The organism is Alteromonas sp. AWQ4_252 (genome assembly GCF_056158205.1).
Genome location: NZ_JBSWSV010000001.1, coordinates 3,383,327 through 3,398,524, shown reverse-complemented (window position 1 = coordinate 3,398,524; position 15,198 = coordinate 3,383,327). Strand labels below are relative to the sequence as shown.

Here is a 15,198-nt window from a genome sequence, read left to right as displayed (position 1 = left end):
CTTTAATTTGTCATACTATCAACATAAACATTCAAGATATAAACCATTCGTCAGGTCTAATCTTAGCTTAATCGAATATGGGACATACCAGTGATAGCCAGTGCGTTAAAACCACATTTGCACGCCTATGACCAGGTTGAGTTCAGTTTGTGTTGTTTTCTGCCAGGCGTCTTCAACAGACTGAACGGTTTGTTGCTTTTGCCAGTATATTCCGGCGTAAGGTGCAAATTCACGACTAATTTCCCGGCGGTATCGCAAGCCTATTTGCAGCGAGTCCATGCCGCTGACTCTGCCAGCGTTAATATCATCCGATAAGTTTACTGTCATTGTTATCCTGGGCTGAAGGTAACTGGTTTGCGACAGCAAAAAGGCGTATTCAACTTCAGACATCCATTGAATCTTTCCCCGCTCATTGATGAGTATGCTGGAGTCTACCTCGAACCAGTATGGTGCCAGACCGGTTACAGAAATAACGCCATAATGTTCCCGGGTAGAATCAGATGACAACTGACCTTTTACACCCATACCTCCTTGTACCGACCAAAACGAAGAAAATAAATAGCTGTAGCTAATATCGGTTCGTTCCAAATGCCAGGCTTGGTCACCATAAAAAGTCTTTTCTCCTTCACTTCGCACTACAACACGATGATAGTCGCCTCCATACCAACTTGTCGTATCCCAGTTAAGAGCTGTGTCTCCTGATGTTGTTTGTGCCATCTCAAGCTGTTCTATCATAACTTGACCTACGTACATGGTCTTCATTGGCATAGGCCAATCAGCTTTTGATTCAGCCAACACTGAAAAACTAAGGAAATAACACAGAAAACTCCATTTACCCATGATGATGCCCTCCGTGAGAATTATGCGCTTTGGGCTTAACCTGTACGACACGGAACATCCCGGCTTTCATGTGATACAGTAAATGGCAATGAAACGCCCAGTCACCCACAGCATCTGCGGTAACTAGCAAGGACGTTTTTTCGCCAGGCTTGAGTGATATGGTGTGTTTTCTCGGGGGCGGGTTCTGACCATTTTCCAATTCCATCCACATCCCGTGTAGATGGATGGGGTGGTCCATCATGGTGTCGTTGACCAGTAACAACCGCAGGCGTTCATTGTGGGCGAATGTTATTGGGCCATCCACTTCGCTGAACTTAACGCCGTCAAAAGACCACATATATCGCTGCATATTACCAGTTAAATGGAGCTCTATCGTGCGGGACGGTGGACGCGTGTCGGGCCAGGGTTTTGTGGCGACAAGGTCAGTATACAGCAAGACTTTCCGTCCGTTATTTTCTAAACCAATGCCTGGTTCATTTAAGCGTGAGCGGCTATGGTTATTGATCATTGCTGCGCCAGGGCCATGGCCTTCCGGCCCGTGAACAACACTAATTTTATCTACCGGCGGAGTAGCCGGTTTAGACGATTCATCAGTCATGTGTCCGTGGTGATGCATCATGCCATGATTGTGTTTGTCAGGTTCCTGAGAAACCGGTGTTTTCGAGGCGGAGGGCATGCTGCTATGGCTACCGTGGTGCATTCCCATCGCGCTCATACCACGTTCAGTGATGGTGCGTTGAGCAGGTACAGGCGATGTTTTACCAGGTGCAGATGTCAGCGTGCCGCGTACGAAGCCGCTACGGTCGGCACTTTCTGCGAACAAGGTGTAGGCCTTATTGGCCTTGGGCTCGACGATAACATCGTAGCTTTCCGCAATGGCGATACGAATTTCATCTACTATTACAGGTTTAACTGGTTGTCCGTCGGCGGCTACCACTGTCATAACCAAACCTGGAATGCGGAAGTCAAAATACGACATAGCTGATCCGTTGATTAATCGGAGCCTGACTTTTTCACCCGGTTTGTACAAAGCCTGCCAATTCATGAAGGCATCATGTCCATTCATGAGGTAGGTATAGGTGCTGGCGCTGACATCAGCGATGTCCCGGGGATCCATGCGCATTTTATTCCACATACTGCGCTCGGAAATTGTTTCCCCGAGCCCTTTTTTGTCTATGTCGTCAAGGGTGTCAAACAACGTACGTTTTTGATAGTTGTAGTAACCTTCTGCCACTTTTAGGTTTCTGTATATTTCGTGAGGGTTTTCAAATGTCCAGTCAGAAAGTAACAGCGTATGTTCGCGGTCGGCCTGAATGTCTCCGTCTTCGGGCATGATAACCAAGGGGCCAAGATGCCCTAGTTGTTCTTGCAAGCCTGAGTGACTGTGGTACCAGTAAGTACCAGACTGCTTGATGTCAAATTCATAGGTAAACCGGGAGTCTGGTTTTATGCCGGCGAAAGAAAGTCCTGGTACACCGTCCATATTGGCAGGGAGAATAATGCCATGCCAATGGATTGACGTATCCTCTTTTAAGTTGTTATTCACATGAATTGTGGCGCGCTGGCCTTCTTTAAAACGAAGAAGGGGCCCCGGCATCTGCCCATTGATAGTGAAAGCTGGCCCGGTTTTATCACCAAACTGACGGGTGGTACGATCAATATCGAGCAGTACAGGAGCAAGCTCATCAGGGCGTGTTCGGGTATAGCCGTTTGTTGTTGCCCATGCAGGCATTACCTGCATAAGAGAGTATGCGGACGCTACAGACGTTGCACCAAAAACAAAATGCCGTCTGGAGATGGACGAAATAGTCATGACAAATCCTCTGAGATTTAAAAAAATTGTATGCCAACAAGTGGCAAGAGGTGTGTCAGGATAATTTGGGCGGGCGGTAGAGGGGGAATGTGAGGTGTTTTGGACTTGGATAGGGCTGTTGCCATATCAAGGATGGGGCGATGTTGGTTAACAATACTTGTTGGTGAATTAGTGCGGCGCTAGTTTGTCCGTTGCATGAAACGGAACCACATTCACATTGTTCAGCACAACAACGGGTGTTGTCAGTCTTTGATGGCACGTGATCATGATGAGCGTGGGGTGTAGAATTGTGGCTTTTGTTGTGGTCGTGTATACCCGTGCCAACAGCAATGCTACGAGCTGCTATGGACTGACTGCCGAAAACACACAAAAGTACAATGAGAAGAAAAAAGACGTTTTTCATTTCATACCACGATTCAAAAGACACATGAAGAATATTGCAAATTACCGGTATTGACAAGTCGCGACAATGAGCTGTAAAAATTGCAAACTAAAGAATAATGTTTATATTTTGTTAATGAGTGGTAATATTCGTGATGTATTAGCGGAGAGGTTTTTATGTTTCATTCAATTCATAAATGTAAGCAGTATGTTCAAAATGTACTTACAGACCCTGTACTATATTGCTTTGCAGCCGGACTGATGGTTCTTTTAATGGTAGAGCTCAATTTGGTTATTAACCTATAACCAGTGACGTTTTAGGGTTTCAAAGGCGCATTTTTTTCAACTGTGCTTATCTTTATACTATAAAGGGAAAAAGTTCAGCGCAGGTTGTGATAAATAAACCTGCAGCTGCAAAAAACACTTCTTAACCTTGGGGCGGATCTGACTTTTAAAAAGTCAGATTGCACAGTGTGAAGTGAGCCATTAACTCGCGTTGTTCTCTGAACAAGGTCTGTTAGTTTATGTGCTCAATTGGTTGCTAAATTGCCCAACAGCATCAACAACTTCTTTGGCACCGTCTTGGATCTGCTCGATGACTTCGCCGGCTTCTCTAGCGTAGTTTAGCCCTGACTGGGCTTTTTCGTCGCCTTCGTTCACCAGGTTAACCGCATCGCTCGCTAGACTTTGATTGTGTTTTACCACGTTTATAATTTCTTCTGTTGCTTCTGTGGTTCGTGACGCTAACTGGCGAACTTCATCTGCGACAACGGCAAAGCCTCTTCCCTGATCTCCAGCGCGAGCAGCTTCTATAGCCGCGTTTAAGGCGAGTAGATTGGTTTGTTCTGCAATGGCACTAATACTTCCAATAATAGTTGCAATTTGCTGAGACTGAGCATCAAGGGCATTAATACCTTCTTTCGCACGATCCATTTGTTGAGATAATGACGACATTTCAGACAATAATTCTTTAATCACTTCAGTGCCTCTTGAGGCGATTTGGTCTGTATTATTTGAAGAGCGAAAGGCGATGTCTGCGGCGGTAGATATTGCATTTTCTCTTGCTACTTGCTCTGTAATATCTGTTGCGAGTTTGACGACTTTGTACATACGTCCATGTGAATCGCATATTGGGTTATAAGTCGCTTCTAGCCAAAAGCTGTTACCGTGTGCATCAAATCGCTCAAACCGACCTGCAACAAACTCACCGCGGGCTAGCCGGTCCCAGAATTGTTTGTACTCGCTGGAGTTTGCATACTCAGTATCACAGAAAATTCGATGATGCTTACCCTTAATATCTTTCAGATTATATTTAACGGTTTGCAGAAAGGCTTCGTTTGCATCTTGTATTATCCCATTGAGATCAAATTCAATGGCTGCATTGGATTTGTGCAGCGCGGCCACCAAATCTTCGTGTTCCTTTGACTTTGCGATGGTTCGGGTTAAATCGTTCAGGTTTACCGAGTATTTATGTATCCGGCCCTTACTATCAAAAATTGGCTCAACCACGCCCCGAAGCCATGCTTCTTCGCCGTTTTCACGCAGAAATTCAATGGCACCCCAATAATGGATACGGTTATCAATGGCGTCTTTTAATTTTTTAAAATGCGGGGTGTTTCTCGCTATCTGTGGTACAAATTCGAAAAAGGGATGGCCTTTTACTTGAGAAAATGTATAGCCAAGCTCTTTTTCAAACATCTCGTTGACTTCGTCAATCTCACCTCGTTCGTTCAGGCGCAGAAAAATCATCTCTTCCCGCAAACCGTCACGCACCTGTTTGAGTATATGTAATTCCTCGCGAAGCGTTTCGTTTTCTTTGATCAAGTGTCTATTAAACATTTAGCCTTCCCTGAAGGTTATATAAGTTATATAGGTAATATCGGCAGACGTCTCACTTGCCTTAAACCAAATGACTGCCGGAGTCAGGCAAGGCCAACGCCTAATGCCTGTCACTGGTAGCCATGCATTCATATTACAGCGTAGACTAGTTTCAGCATAAGTGTATTACGTATGCTATTTATTGTTAAAGGTATTATGGGCATAAGTAACACTGCATGAGTTCAATCCGCTTTTGGCACGTCAACCGACTCAATGTTCGTCTTTTTATAGACTTAAAATATAAATTTAGTGTTGATTCCATCAGGTTATTAAGTCAGATAGGCTATGATTAAGCTAATAAAGGCTTTTTGCCTAGACAAAACAAACATTAGGAGTGCTAATTTGTCGGCGTCAGTAATGCACCGCATGTCTTCCGGTTTTCTTCCTTTTACGCTGATACTGGCAACCGGGTATATTCTGCTGGGGCTGATGAGCTTTTGGGCTGCAATCCCGCCCGGATACGCCACAGTAGTGTGGCCTTCCGCCGGCTTGGCTCTGTTAGCCGCGCTGGTAAGAGGGTACTTAGCATTACCCGGTATTATCCTGGGTGCTTCTGTGCTAAACGTAATTATGTCTTCAAACTACCTCAATACTGATTTCTCCCTGATTGATTCAGCAGCAATGGGGCTTTTTGCTGCACTTCAGGCTGCTGTAGGAAGGGTGCTCGTCTCTGCCGCAATAACGGGGCCCCTTAATTTAGCCCGCCCGGGTATTGTTGCAAGGTTCCTTCTTTTTGGCGCTGGGTTAAGTACGTTAACAAACGCCACTATTAGCAATATTTTTCTTTGGTTCCAGGGCGTATTGTCTTACGAGGCCTGGGTAAGGAATTGGATTAGTTGGTACGTGGGCGACGCTATTGGCGTAGTGTTCGCTGTGCCCTGGTTGTTAGTACTAACGCCAAAAAACGCGGCGCTGAACGTGGCAAAAGGACGCTTGGTGCTTTACGCCTTATTCACAATTACTCTTTGTACTGCATTGTTGGGCATCATGGTAACTAATACGGAACGGGAAAAACATCGTGAAGAACTCAGGGTAAATACGGATGTGCTTGAAAATGCACTAGTTGCGCAGATTGACAAAATTGGTGATGTATTGCTAAGCGTGTCTGGTTTTATCCGGATTCAGGAAGACGTAACACCAGATGAATTTAATTTATTCAGTAGTACATTGCTGGCAAGAAATTCAGCGCTTGCAGGTTTGTCTTGGAATGAGCGCATTGAAGGCAAAGATTTACATGCCTTTGAGGCAAAGTATACAGCAGTATATGAGCAACTTAAGACTGCAAATTTTTCTGTTCGTAGCTTTGACAGAAATGGTGATATCGTTCCGGTGAAGCCAGCCGAGTCACATGTCATTGTGACTTTTGTTGAACCTCTTGCCGGTAACGAGCGAGCTTTGGGGCTCGATGTTTTTTCCCATCCCCTTCGTCGCCGCGCTTTAGAAAAAGCATGGCATTCTCATGAAATGTTTCCCACTGTGCCCATCGCTTTGGTACAAGACCGCCAGGAACAGCCTGGCGTACTTTTATTTCAACCAGCAGGGCAACTTCCCCAGTCACTCCATTCCGGGTTTGCTACTGCGATAATCTTAATGACTGATTTGGTGGAAAGAGCTTTTAACGAAAGCCTTTTAGCTAAAACCGGTGTGCTACTGTTCTCGCCAGAGGCAGAAGGCGAAAAAGCTATTATGTACTCCCGGAATTTATCTTTACACGAGGCAAACGCGCTCGTTTCGATGTGGCAGCAAAGTAGAGATAAAGTATCTCCTTCTTCTAATGATTTTACGTTAATTGAGGAGCGGCGTATTCCTGTGGGTGGGCACTATTGGCAACTTATGCAAGTGAATCGTTCGAGCTTTTTGTATCAGCCTTGGGCGGTACATTTGTTGCTCGCAGGCGCCTGTTTATTTGCCGGGCTTTTAGGGTGGCTTGTGCTAATTATGGCGGGACACACTGACGAAATTGAATATCAGGTTAAAACCCGAACGCTAGACTTGACCAAGGCAAACGAGCGGTTAGTTAACTCTGAAAAAGCGCAAGCAGAAGCCGTTAAAGAGGCCGAGCAGTCAAATCGGGCAAAAAGTGAATTTTTGGCTAACATGAGTCATGAAATTCGCACGCCGTTAAATGCGATTTTGGGTTTGAGCCGTTTGGGGATCAGCCAATCGCCGCCAGATATATTTATGGATAAATTTAACAAGATAAATCACTCGGGAGAATTATTACTCGCCATTATTAACGACATCCTCGACTTTTCAAAAATTGAAGCAAATAAACTTACCCTGGATGAAAGTGTGTTTTCCTTCAGAGATGTGGTGGACCAACTGCGAGACTTGTTTCTTGAGCAAGCTAAGGGCAAAGGAGTGGTCCTTACTTTTCGCTTTGAAGCCGGAATGCGACTCTGGTTTGTTGGTGATTCTCTGCGAATGAAACAGATTTTAATGAACTTGCTGAGCAATGCAGTGAAATTTACCAATCAAGGCGAAGTAATATTTAACAGCCGTTTTACAAACACCTCAAAAGGCGCGGGTGAAGTTATAGTGTCAGTCGAAGACACGGGTATAGGAATGTCGGCTTCTCAACTGGATACAGTGTTCAACCCATTTACTCAGGCTGATTCTTCCACTAGTCGTAAGTACGGAGGCACAGGTCTTGGCATGGCGATATGCTTTCGGCTGGTTGAAGCTTTGAAAGGTAGAATTGAGGTTGAGAGTACTGAAGGGCATGGAACAACATTTACCGTCTACTTGCCTGTTAAACTGGCACTCAAGGAAGAGATTGAACACTATCGTCACATATATGCCAGTGTTAAGAAAGTAGAAGCGCAGCAATTACACGGTCAGGTGTTGCTGGTTGAGGATAACGACATCAATCAGGAAGTCATCAGCGAACAACTACAGCTTCTTGGTTTGTCGGTTTCACTGGCCGAGAATGGGGCATTAGCAGTAGGTGACGTTCGCCGTCATCACTTTGATATCGTCTTAATGGATATTCAGATGCCGGTTATGGATGGTTATGAAGCTACCCGACAAATTCGTGCCCTTGGATATCGAACACCTATCATCGCACTCACGGCCGCAGCTATGGTGGAAGATAAACAAAAGGCGCTAGCGTGTGGCATGAACGACCACCTCAGTAAACCCTGCAGACAAAACGACTTACGAGATATTATCGCTAAATGGCTAGCGATTGGGCGACAACTTTAATAGTTTTCTTTGCAATGTACGACGATGCATGCCCAACTCTTTAGCTGTGGCTGAAATATTACCCTGGTTATCGTGGAGAATGCGTTGAATATGCTCCCATTCAGCTTGTGCAGGCGTCATAGGTTTTAGTGCATCGTGTGATGCCGGGGCAACACTGAACAATTTTTTGTGAAGTGTAGCAAAGGTCACTGGCTTGGTAAGATAATCTGTCGCCCCTTTTTTTATGGCTTCAACGGTGGTTGGGATGCTGGCATAGCCTGTCATCATAATTAAATGTGTGGGTTTATAACGTGCTTTGAGTGCTTCAATGTAATTCAGGCCCACTTCATTGCTTTCAAGCATCATGTCCAGCAGGAGACAAAAGACGATTTGTTCAGGTTCAAGTAATGCAGCTTCTGCACTTGTAAAACAACGAACCTCACAACCCATTTCTTTTGTAAAGCGCCTGGCTAGTACCGCTGAAAACCGAGGGTCATCGTCAATAATTATAATGCTATCTGTCATCATCTGTAGGTAGCGAAACTGTTGTTTGAATGTGTGGAGCTCCAGACGCGCACTCAATCTGCTGCCAGGACACTGTTCCATTGAGTCTCTCGATAGTCGCGTTACTCAACGCGGCACCTATACCGTAGCCCTTTTTACTGGTCATAAATTGTGTTCCCAACTCTTGAATAAAATCATGGTTGTTTTCCAGCAAAGGGTTATCTACACACATCGTCCAAAAATCGCCACAAACCGAAGTGTGCACGGTTACCTTATGCTCATTTCCCTCTGGGCGTGCTTCACACGCATTTACAATAATATTGCTCAGTGCGGGCAGCAGTGTGCGATCCGCTGTTAGCGAAACCTCCTGAACATCAGTTTTCCATAAAATCTGAGCCTCAGGCCTGGCGAGGGCCAAAGTGTGCTTCAACGCATCGAGTAATTTATTACTGCTGTATTGCGTGGTCTTTTTTTCCCTAACGTCGTTTGCAATGTCTCGCCATTGAGACAGCGCCTTAGACATAAGCAGGATTTGTTCATTTGCCTCTTCAATACAAGCCATATCACGGGTGTCGAAAAACTCTTCAAAAAGTAAAGTCAATGTTTGAACCGGCGTGGCCGTGTCGTGAGTGAGCTGTGCTGCAGCGGTGCCTATGGCCAAAAGTTGTTCATCACGCAGTTGCTTCTCTCGCAATTGTCTCAGGCTTCCCTCCCGTTTAGCAAGTTGCCACCGGAAATAGGTAATGACTGCGGCTAGCAGGATGCTTGTCATGACAAACCCCCACACCATCGAGGCGGCGTGTTGAGCCATAGAATGGTGGGGGGGCACAGTGTCATTTGCAAGTTGAAATAGCTGTAGCGCAATACTCATTAAAAGTGTGAGTGCTGCGGGATAAAGGGGCAACAACGCCAAACCAATAACGAGGGGAACCAGTAATATGATAGCGAAGGGGTTAGTGGCAGCACCAAATTGAGTAATGAGTAAATTAAGCGCTATGATTTCAGCCGCGATAAAAACAAAAGTAAGCCACCAGGTAAGTGGCTTTTCACGGTTAAATAATATAACGAGTAACAGTAACAATATACAAACCTGTGCAAAGTGGCGCCATCAAAACGCCACTGATAAGCCGATATCAACAGAGCGTCCAGCACCGGCAAGTTGGGTAAAGCCGTTGTCGGGGGCGGCGTTAAATTCAGCAATACTAACGCCACCTAAGGGCAGGGCATAGTATTCATTCAACAAGTTGTGAATGTTAAACTGAAAGTCAACGTTATACCACCGGTAACCCGTAGTAACATTGAGCAATGAATAGCTATCAGTAGGGTTTTCAAGACGGCGGCTATCTACGTCATGCTTATTCCCAACCCACTGCCATTCTAGTGATGCACTGAGTTGTTGATAGGCGTAAGTGAAGCTTAGCCTGTTTTGCACAGGCAATATTTGGTACAAATTTTCATCACTGTTTTGCCGTTCGCCTTGTTGCCATGAAAAGGCATTGGAAACGGTGAGTTGGTGACCATTTTTCTTCATAAGCATTCGGGATACGTCGACGTTTAGGCCGTACAAGCGGGCATCAAGGTTAGTGAAGGTCAGGACATTGCGCTCGCCTTGGGAAGTACCTGTTCTGTTGATGGTGCCGGTAATAGTGCCGTCAATAAAGTTGTCTGCATGAGTGAACCAGCCGTCAACGTTACCTTGCCAATTGTCACTTTTCAGTTGCCAGGCAAATGAGGCCGTGTAAGCGGTTTCTGGCTTTAAATTGATGTTGCCAATGTATCCATTCCCGTCACCAAACCAGCCTATCATTGACGTGGCCATTGCACTTGTACCCCAACTGTAACGCTCATACAAATTCGGAGCGCGGTTTTTACGGGCAATACCTAAAACGAAGTGTTGATCAGGCGTTATTGTTAGCGTTGCAGCTAGAGATACGTCAAGCAACCAGTCAACCTGCTTTCTGCTGGCGTTGTTGAAGGCCGCCGCTGCAGCAACATTATTGCTCATCATGGCGTTATTCATGCCCATACTGATATCTGCATTCTGGTAGGCCTGGACGTCACCTGCGTTAGTACTGACGCGTTCCAGCCTGCTTCCAAGGCGGTATGTCCATCGTTGTTCTTGAGCTGATAACCAATCTATATAGGCTGCCCATCGCTGACGTTTGCCGTCATTGATATTAACGTAGTCATTGGGTCCCATCATCATTGAACCCTCAACCGCTGGCCACCAATCGTCGAGTGTGTTCCTATACCATTCCTGACCTAAGAGCAGGGTGCCGTTATAGATATCCGGGAGTTCCCATTTCAATTTCGCCGTTAGATCCTGACTGTCAGTATTCATAGGCATGGTTCCGGTTTTTTCTTCGCTGAAAAAAACCATTTCATGGTCGACATTGAGTATGCTGAATGTACTGTCTAAAGATGCGCCTTCGAATTGTCGTTCATAGCGTGTTAGGACGCCTACACTTTTATTATCAGTCATATCCATGTACTGATTTGGAAAGCCTTGATAGGGGATAGATTGACGGGTAATTTTGAATTGAAGCCTTTGTTGGCTATCCTGATAGCCAACGAAAATGCCGTGATTCGTAGATTTATATAAAGTGTCTAATACTTTGTTACCGCGGCCATCATCGTAACTTTCGGATTTAACAGATACACCACTGTAGCGCACATACCATTGATCACTTGCCAGTGTTGCGTTGCCATGAATTCGCTGGCCTTGCCCGTTACCCGAATAAAGGTAGCCAATACTGCCATCTTGTATTTGAAATGCATCTGAATCAGAAAAGCTACCGTCAAGTGTCGACACTTCTATTACTCCGGCAATGTTGTCCCCGCCGCTGCTGACCGGAGAAATGCCTGGAATAGCACTAATCCCTGTGATCTGATTTGACGATACGTAAGATAATGGCGGATTCATTTGGTTGCCACAAGCAGCAGTAATGGGAGCTCCGTCAGTAAGCAACTGAATGCGGTCGCCCATCATGCCATTCATTACTGGTAGGGCGGACACACCTCCCGCCTGAGAAAACCCCACTCCAAGTTCAGCAAGACGCTCTTGGACGGCTTTTGAATTTGAATTTGTCATGGAGTGAGATGTGACGGTGATTGTTTCGACAGGATCATTGTTGGCGGAAAGTGGCGCGCTGATGAGTAAGTCGCAGAAAAGGACGAGCGAAAGTGAACTGTATTTCAAAATAGATTACCTGACTATTAATTGCGCTCGTAGTTTATATAGTGCTGGGTATGAGTAACATGTGACAAATTGTCGCACTTGGAAGTGCACTTGAGTGCCCGTTATAAAAAAGCAGGTAGTGCTTTGTGGAGCCTGTGATATTCTTTTAGTTGTTTAGATTAGTTTTATTAAATGTCTAAAAGGTATTGAAATTAATCAGGTAATCTTCAGGTCTTATACAAATAATAAATTTAATTAATATGCGAATATCACAAGAATTCGTGTCATACTAAAAGTGTTATTGATTAGCGCTCTGTCTTGTTCTGTTTTTATCTTTATCGTATTCATTAGGTCTAGTGTCGTGTCTTCATTGAATCAGGTTCAAATTAAAATTCTCGATAAGTTGCAATTGAAACAAGCAACCATTTTTTCCGGTATAAGCCCCAAGGCAATGCGTCGGGTTTTTGCAGCGTGGTCTTTGTTTTCTATTATCGTAGCCATAATCGTTGTTATGGCGCCGGATCTCAGCCAAACCTTCGTGCTCACTGTTTTCGGTACGCTCATCGCTTTCACGCTCGCCATGTTCGCACAAAGCAGAATTGCAGAAGGGTGGCCGTCGGTTCTGTCAGTGGAAGAAGAAATATACGTGGTTCGGGACCCGCAGAAGCGGGAGTTTATTTGCGTACCTTTCTCTTTAATTACGAGTGTTGAACCTGCACTAATCAAACCTAACAAAAAGGCCATTGCGCTTATGTTGGATACCGCGAGGCTTAATGAAGAAGATAAACGTACGCTGAATCAGGCGGTGTGGCCCAGGGAAGACCGGTTACTTGCGCTGGCGCATTTTATTTCCCGGGACAAAGCCTGTAGAAAAATTCGCACGGCGTTGTCATTGACATAACTATCTCGTTTTGCACTTAATTTCGCTTTATGTGAGGTTTGGTCAGATATCTTTTAAAACCAGCTTGGTGAACAAGGGGAAATGGTCTGATCCATAGCCGGGCAAACGCTTGATCTCCACTAAATTAAAATGTTCACTGTGGAAAACGTGATCCAGCGGCCAGCGAACCCAGCGTGATTTGGCATGGAATGTATTGAAAAACCCTCTTCCTATGCGTGGGTCTTTAGCGCCACTTATCTTTTTAAAGAGGCGAGTTGTAGCTGACCACGCCACATCGTTCAAATCACCGGTAACAATATAGGGTACTTCTAATTCTGAAACTTCTTTGGCTACTAATGTAAGCTCTTTATCTCTTGGTTTGGCCGTTGTCGCTTCGGTTGGACTGGGAGGCTCAGGATGAACAAAGTACAGTTTCACTGTTTGGGATGCCAGCGTAATGGTAGCATCCATAGAAGGGATACCGTCTTTTACCCGGAATTGAATATCTGTTTCTGAGAGTGGGAATTTGCTGTACATGTGCATGCCATATAAATTGTCCAGTGGGCATGCCAGTCGGTACGGATAGTCATCGTGAATGGTGTACAGCGCACGTTCCCAGTGTTTGTCCGATTCGAGGGTAACAATGATATCTGGCTGGTAACGAGAAATGAGTTTAATTAAACCCTGATAATGGCTGTTGTGCATATATACATTGCTGGTTAACAGGCTAATAGTATTTATTTCATCCACCGCCGTTTGTTTCGGTACCTCTGCTCGCCAAATTGGGGTGTAAGGAAGGATCCAAAGCAATTGATAGATGCATGCTGCTAACAGAAGCACTTGCATACTCAGCGCCAACGTTATGTGTGAAGGGTAATACCAGCACCACCACAATATTAGCAGACCGATGCCTGCAGTTTGTTGCAGACGAGGAAATTCCCACACCCTGATAAGCCAGTGTTTTCCTGGAATATGAGGGCATACTGTTGTGAAAAGAAGCAGTGCAGAGAGTAAAAGCAATACTGCAAGCATAGTGAGGCCTTGTTGTTTCCTGGTTTCAATGACATTCATCTATAACACGAAAAGCAATGAAACGATCACTTATAACGATTAATTTAGCATGGGTAAAAAATACCGGGCTTCCCGCAAAGTTTGCACATTACCACTGAACTCAACTCACGTAATCTTTCATAATTTCATTATAAAACAGTTGTTTAGGCTTGTGGCACGAAGATGGCATTAGTTCTCATGCATTTTCAATAAAGGAGAGCTAGTTATGAAACGTACAATTTTATCTTTGTTAGTAGCTGGTACATTAACCACTTCCGCTTATGCAGGATCCATGGAGACTGAGAACAAGTGGGAAGCGGGCGCAAAAGATGCTTGGATTGACGGTAAAGCCGAAGCGACTTTACTGTTTAACGGTAACCTTAACTCTTTCGACATCAATACTGATGTTCAACGAGGCAAAGTGATCTTAACGGGTAAAGTTGAGAATTCTGTAGACAAAAAGTTGGCAGAGGAGCTTATTGCTAACATCGACGGAGTAACTGAGGTTGATAATCAGTTAACTATTGTCGCTGACAGCAATATGGCGGAAGACGAAGAAATGTCCTCAGAGGACGGAGTAAGTGAGCTCACCGATGCTAAGATTGCAACAGTGATCAAAACCCGCTTGCTCATGGATTCAGATATTTCTGGTTTTGATATTGATGTTGACGTTGAAAATGGCAACGTAACTCTAACTGGTTCTGTTGACTCAGATGCCGAGCGTGATTTGGCAGTGGAGATTGCCAAAAGCGCTAGTGATGTTATGGATGTGGAAAACAACCTCACCGTGACTGAAACCAGCACCACCATGAAAAGCGAATAGATATAACATATTGAAAAGGCGCCTCAGGCGCCTTTTTTCGTGAAAGAATATAATAATTTGTTCGACAATGATATGTTCGAACTAGCAGGGCGGCCTTTCTGGCGCATTATTTTACTAATTTTGTATCTCGCTGAGAGGATCCTGACTTCCCTGGCACTTCACAATTGATCACTTAGAATTGTGATCTTTATTCGTTGTCAGTGTTTAAGTATTAAATCTTTAGGCTATCACCCTAAAGTACAAATGTAGGGTGATTCAGAGTGATATACACTATCGGAAAGTTTGGTCATCAGAGTGAAAGCTCAACACCTAACTCATTACAGGGAAACACATGAAACTGTTTAAAATAAAACACCGTCCGCAACCGGAAACTGCGTTCGAGAAAATGTTACATGGGCAACCGGTATATAACTGGTTCGACAGATACAAAAAACCAACGTCTATCGGCAAAAACCAATCTGCTAAAGTAATAGAATTGAAAGTAAGCAATGGTTAATCCTTAGCGTGGGGCAGCAAAATCTACTTGCTGCCATTACCATTTTACCCCCTCCCTTTTATAACCTTTCTTAACTCCTGCTTGAGATGGAAAAAGTTACTAATAAACAGTGATTTATTGTTTTTGTTTAAGGTCGTTTATTGGTACGAATGGTGCATTTGTCTTGGTGTAT

At 44.6% G+C, this 15,198-nt stretch carries 11 protein-coding genes; 4 read left to right on the top strand and 7 right to left on the bottom strand.

Going from position 1 to position 15,198, the window contains the following annotated elements; all coding sequences use genetic code 11:
• Nucleotides 1-105 precede the first annotated feature (105 nt).
• The 3 genes from ACXACM_RS14950 to ACXACM_RS14940 form a co-directional block, all read right to left on the bottom strand.
• Entirely contained in the window at nucleotides 106-840 is a 735-nt protein-coding gene (locus ACXACM_RS14950; RefSeq protein WP_474822711.1) for a copper resistance protein B, read from the bottom strand.
• A complete protein-coding gene (locus ACXACM_RS14945) occupies nucleotides 833-2,653 on the bottom strand; it encodes a copper resistance system multicopper oxidase (protein ID WP_474822709.1) in 1,821 nt (606 codons plus the stop codon). Before ACXACM_RS14945 ends, ACXACM_RS14950 begins: the two co-directional genes overlap by 8 nt.
• Nucleotides 2,654-3,556: 903 nt before the next feature.
• The gene (locus tag ACXACM_RS14940) at nucleotides 3,557-4,873 is read right to left on the bottom strand and encodes a methyl-accepting chemotaxis protein (RefSeq protein ID WP_474822708.1); all 1,317 of its coding nucleotides are present in this window, start codon (nucleotides 4,871-4,873) and stop codon (nucleotides 3,557-3,559) included.
• A 381-nt stretch (nucleotides 4,874-5,254) separates the two neighbouring features.
• Here ACXACM_RS14940 and ACXACM_RS14935 point away from each other — a divergent pair, with 381 nt between their 5' ends.
• On the top strand, nucleotides 5,255-8,116 hold the full coding sequence (locus tag ACXACM_RS14935; RefSeq protein ID WP_474822707.1) for a CHASE domain-containing protein: 2,862 nt from the start codon (nucleotides 5,255-5,257) through the stop codon (nucleotides 8,114-8,116).
• On the opposite strand, the gene ACXACM_RS14930 is transcribed toward ACXACM_RS14935, so the two are convergent.
• The 3 genes from ACXACM_RS14930 to ACXACM_RS14920 are packed head-to-tail and all read right to left on the bottom strand — an operon-like array spanning nucleotide 8,093 to nucleotide 11,798.
• On the bottom strand, nucleotides 8,093-8,623 hold the full coding sequence (locus tag ACXACM_RS14930; protein ID WP_474822705.1) for a response regulator transcription factor: 531 nt from the start codon (nucleotides 8,621-8,623) through the stop codon (nucleotides 8,093-8,095). The two genes, ACXACM_RS14935 and ACXACM_RS14930, sit on opposite strands and share 24 nt — an antisense overlap.
• On the bottom strand, nucleotides 8,610-9,680 hold the full coding sequence (locus ACXACM_RS14925; protein ID WP_474822703.1) for a sensor histidine kinase: 1,071 nt from the start codon (nucleotides 9,678-9,680) through the stop codon (nucleotides 8,610-8,612). Before ACXACM_RS14925 ends, ACXACM_RS14930 begins: the two co-directional genes overlap by 14 nt.
• A gap of 27 nt (nucleotides 9,681-9,707) precedes the next feature.
• The gene (locus tag ACXACM_RS14920) at nucleotides 9,708-11,798 is read right to left on the bottom strand and encodes a TonB-dependent receptor (protein WP_474822702.1); all 2,091 of its coding nucleotides are present in this window, start codon (nucleotides 11,796-11,798) and stop codon (nucleotides 9,708-9,710) included.
• A gap of 340 nt (nucleotides 11,799-12,138) precedes the next feature.
• Between ACXACM_RS14920 and ACXACM_RS14915 the strand changes: the two genes are divergently transcribed.
• A complete protein-coding gene (locus ACXACM_RS14915; RefSeq protein WP_474822701.1) occupies nucleotides 12,139-12,678 on the top strand; it encodes a hypothetical protein in 540 nt (179 codons plus the stop codon).
• Nucleotides 12,679-12,720: 42 nt separating this feature from the next.
• Here the strand turns inward: ACXACM_RS14915 and ACXACM_RS14910 are convergent, their stop codons facing one another.
• Nucleotides 12,721-13,689: an endonuclease/exonuclease/phosphatase family protein gene (locus ACXACM_RS14910; RefSeq protein ID WP_474822700.1), complete on the bottom strand. Its 969-nt coding sequence runs from the start codon at nucleotides 13,687-13,689 to the stop codon at nucleotides 12,721-12,723.
• Between the two features lie 244 nt (nucleotides 13,690-13,933).
• Here ACXACM_RS14910 and ACXACM_RS14905 point away from each other — a divergent pair, with 244 nt between their 5' ends.
• Both ACXACM_RS14905 and ACXACM_RS14900 read left to right on the top strand, forming a co-directional pair.
• Nucleotides 13,934-14,530: a BON domain-containing protein gene (locus tag ACXACM_RS14905; protein ID WP_474822699.1), complete on the top strand. Its 597-nt coding sequence runs from the start codon at nucleotides 13,934-13,936 to the stop codon at nucleotides 14,528-14,530.
• 331 nt (nucleotides 14,531-14,861) lie between these two features.
• A complete protein-coding gene (locus tag ACXACM_RS14900; protein WP_474822697.1) occupies nucleotides 14,862-15,026 on the top strand; it encodes a hypothetical protein in 165 nt (54 codons plus the stop codon).
• Nucleotides 15,027-15,198 lie beyond the last annotated feature (172 nt).

What these genes read in the sequence shown, in the direction of transcription:
- ACXACM_RS14950 (WP_474822711.1), bottom strand. Translation starts at nt 840, where the DNA reads ATGGGTAAATGGAGTTTTCTGTGTTATTTCCTTAGTTTTTCAGTGTTG.
- ACXACM_RS14945 (WP_474822709.1), bottom strand. Translation starts at nt 2,653, where the DNA reads ATGACTATTTCGTCCATCTCCAGACGGCATTTTGTTTTTGGTGCAACG.
- ACXACM_RS14940 (WP_474822708.1), bottom strand. Translation starts at nt 4,873, where the DNA reads ATGTTTAATAGACACTTGATCAAAGAAAACGAAACGCTTCGCGAGGAA.
- ACXACM_RS14930 (WP_474822705.1), bottom strand. Translation starts at nt 8,623, where the DNA reads ATGATGACAGATAGCATTATAATTATTGACGATGACCCTCGGTTTTCA.
- ACXACM_RS14910 (WP_474822700.1), bottom strand. Translation starts at nt 13,689, where the DNA reads ATGCTTGCAGTATTGCTTTTACTCTCTGCACTGCTTCTTTTCACAACA.
- ACXACM_RS14905 (WP_474822699.1), top strand. Translation starts at nt 13,934, where the DNA reads ATGAAACGTACAATTTTATCTTTGTTAGTAGCTGGTACATTAACCACT.
- ACXACM_RS14900 (WP_474822697.1), top strand. Translation starts at nt 14,862, where the DNA reads ATGAAACTGTTTAAAATAAAACACCGTCCGCAACCGGAAACTGCGTTC.